The sequence below is a fragment of the Pseudoalteromonas sp. ESRF-bin5 genome, from assembly GCF_002632075.1.
GTDB lineage: Bacteria > Pseudomonadota > Gammaproteobacteria > Enterobacterales > Alteromonadaceae > Pseudoalteromonas > Pseudoalteromonas marina.
The window spans coordinates 1-2,524 of sequence record NZ_NTLW01000043.1 but is presented as its reverse complement, the minus strand read 5'-3'; the positions used below and the strand labels follow the sequence as shown (position 1 = coordinate 2,524).

The 2,524-nt window shown below is 39.2% G+C and carries 2 protein-coding genes; both read right to left on the bottom strand.

Features of this window, described 5'->3' with window-relative positions; genetic code table 11:
* A partial coding sequence (gene yoaA / locus BCG07_RS01100; protein ID WP_286888150.1) for a DNA repair helicase YoaA occupies nt 1-1,769 on the bottom strand: 1,769 nt, incomplete at its 3' end.
* A 129-nt stretch (nt 1,770-1,898) separates the two neighbouring features.
* A partial coding sequence (locus BCG07_RS01095) for a transglutaminase-like domain-containing protein (RefSeq protein ID WP_286888148.1) occupies nt 1,899-2,524 on the bottom strand: 626 nt, incomplete at its 5' end.

Sequence of the window (2,524 nt, the reverse complement as noted above, 5' to 3'; positions counted from 1 at the left end):
CGAATTAATCGCCCTACACCTTGCTTTAAGGCAATAACTGCTTGTGGTAATTGGATATGTGCAAATGGGTCTTTTCCCTGCATTTGGCAATCCTGCATTTTAGCTTGCAACAAGGGGTCGTCTGGCGCTGCAAAAGGCAATTTATCTATAATAACACAGCTTAATGTACTGCCTCTCACATCTACCCCTTCCCAAAATGATGCCGTACCGAGTAGAACTGCATTACCATGGCGGGTAAATTTTTCTAAAATAATCCGCTTAGACATTTGCCCTTGCATATAAACGGGGTAGTCTATTTGCGTTGTGAGCCCCTCTGCAACTAAATGCATCATACGGTAACTTGTAAAAAGCACAAAACAGCGCCCTTGCGCTGATTTTATAAGCTCAAGGGTTAATTTTACAATAGCATGAGGCATATTATCAGCATGCGATTCTGGCAAGTATCTTGGCAAACACAATAATGCTTGGTTTGGGTAATCAAACGGGCTGTCAACCATCATGCTTTGTGCTGGTTTTAGCCCTAAGCTTGCATTAAAGTGGTCAAGCTTATTATCAACCGAAAGTGTTGCAGAGGTAAACACAAATGCAGCACCGGTATCTTGCATCATTTGTGAAAATTTTGCCGATACATTTAACGGCGTAATATTTATAGTTAAAAAGCGCCGTGTTGTCTCATACCAGTAACTAAAACCCGTTTGTGCTGTATCAAAAACCCGCTCTAATTGACCTTTAAATGCTAAAGCCCGTTCAAACGGGTGTTCTATTTTATCGCTTCTGTCTAAGCATAGTTTTAGTACTTGATAAACAAAGTCCAAATCACTAATGACACGATGCAGTGCTGCACAGATTTGCTTATCGCTAAGCTTTTCTCGCCAATCACCTCTACTGCCATCGACACCAAACTGCAAGCGTAAATCAGCTACACTGGTCTCTAATTTATTTAAGCTTTTACCAAGTTGTAACATATCAGGAATTTCAGCTCGGTATATCGCGCGTAAATCGTTAATTAAATCCACCAGCTTTTTAGTACTTACACTTTCACCAAAATAGTCGCTGGCAATTTCACTTAATTGGTGAGCTTCATCAAAAATATAAGCGTCGGCTGTGGGCATCAATTCAGCAAAGCCACTTTCTTTAACAGCCATATCTGCAAAAAATAAGTGATGATTAATAACAACAACGTCAGCTTCAGCAGCAGTTAAACGCGCTTTTCGTATGTAACACTCTTGAAAGTCTGGACACTCTTTACCTAAACAATTATCTGCAGTGGAGTTCACATAAGGTAAAACTTTGGCGTCATCTTCTATACCAATACAATCAGCTAAATCGCCTGATTGTGTTTCACTTGCAAATTTAGCAACCATGGCAAGTTGATGCATAACATCGGGATCGTCTGTAGGCACATGAGCAACATGTTGATTTAGCCTGTAAGTACATAAGTAATTAGCGCGACCTTTTAGTAAAGCCGTTTTTTTTGTAGCACTGAGTGCCTTTACTAATTGTGGTAAATCACGATGATACAGTTGCTCTTGCAATGCTTTAGAGCCAGTAGAAATAATTGTTCTACCCTTAGACTTAAGCGCGGGTGCCAAGTAAGCGAACGTTTTGCCCGTACCTGTGCCGGCCTCAACAACGAGTTGGGAACTGTTTTTTAACGCTTGGGCAACTGCAACGGCCATATCAATTTGCGGTTGACGTGGTGTGTAGCCATCAAAAGATAACGCTAAGGGGCCGGTTGCACTAAACAATTGTTTGATAACAGCAATCACATTTTAAAAACAATAGCGCGATTTTACGTAAGGCTGTAACCAAGGGCAAGCAAATCCCCCTCCTAGCAAAATATAAAAAATTAAAATTAAGTAATAAAGACTGCAAAAGGAGCAACCCATATAAAATATTTACTTACCAATATTTGAAAAATCGAGAGCTAAATGCGGGTAATAGTGATCACAACTTTTGTTAATAAGTGCCGTTGGCATTGCCGCAAATTGCCCATGATCTTTTAAATACTCCATATGCTTTTCGCCGTCAGCAGTAAATTGATGAAATAAAGAGTGGTTTACTCCATCAAATTCTAATGGCTTTATACTAACGAGGTCACATAGCTCTTTATTAAAGGCAGGTGTCGATTTCACCCACTTTCCCTCAATAAACTGCTCTACATAAGCGTGCATTGTAAACACATCATTTTTTAGTAACTTGTCTAACTTAGGTGTACTTAAATGATTACGAACATCTGCCAAACCCAAGCGGGCAGGAATATTAATAGCTCGGCTCAATGCAATTTGTAATGATGCCTTTGGAATACAGTATGCTGCTTTATTGTCTAAGCAATAGTCACTACTAAGTGACTTTGCCCCATCTAAAAGTGTAAAAGGATCATATTTAATTCCATCTCTTACAAGATAATAAATTGAAACGGCCTTAGTGCGATCGTCATGGCCTTTAACATTTTTCAACCAGTTATTTATTTCACTGTGCTTTTGATTAAAATAAGCATCATTTTGTATATACTGCTGCAAAC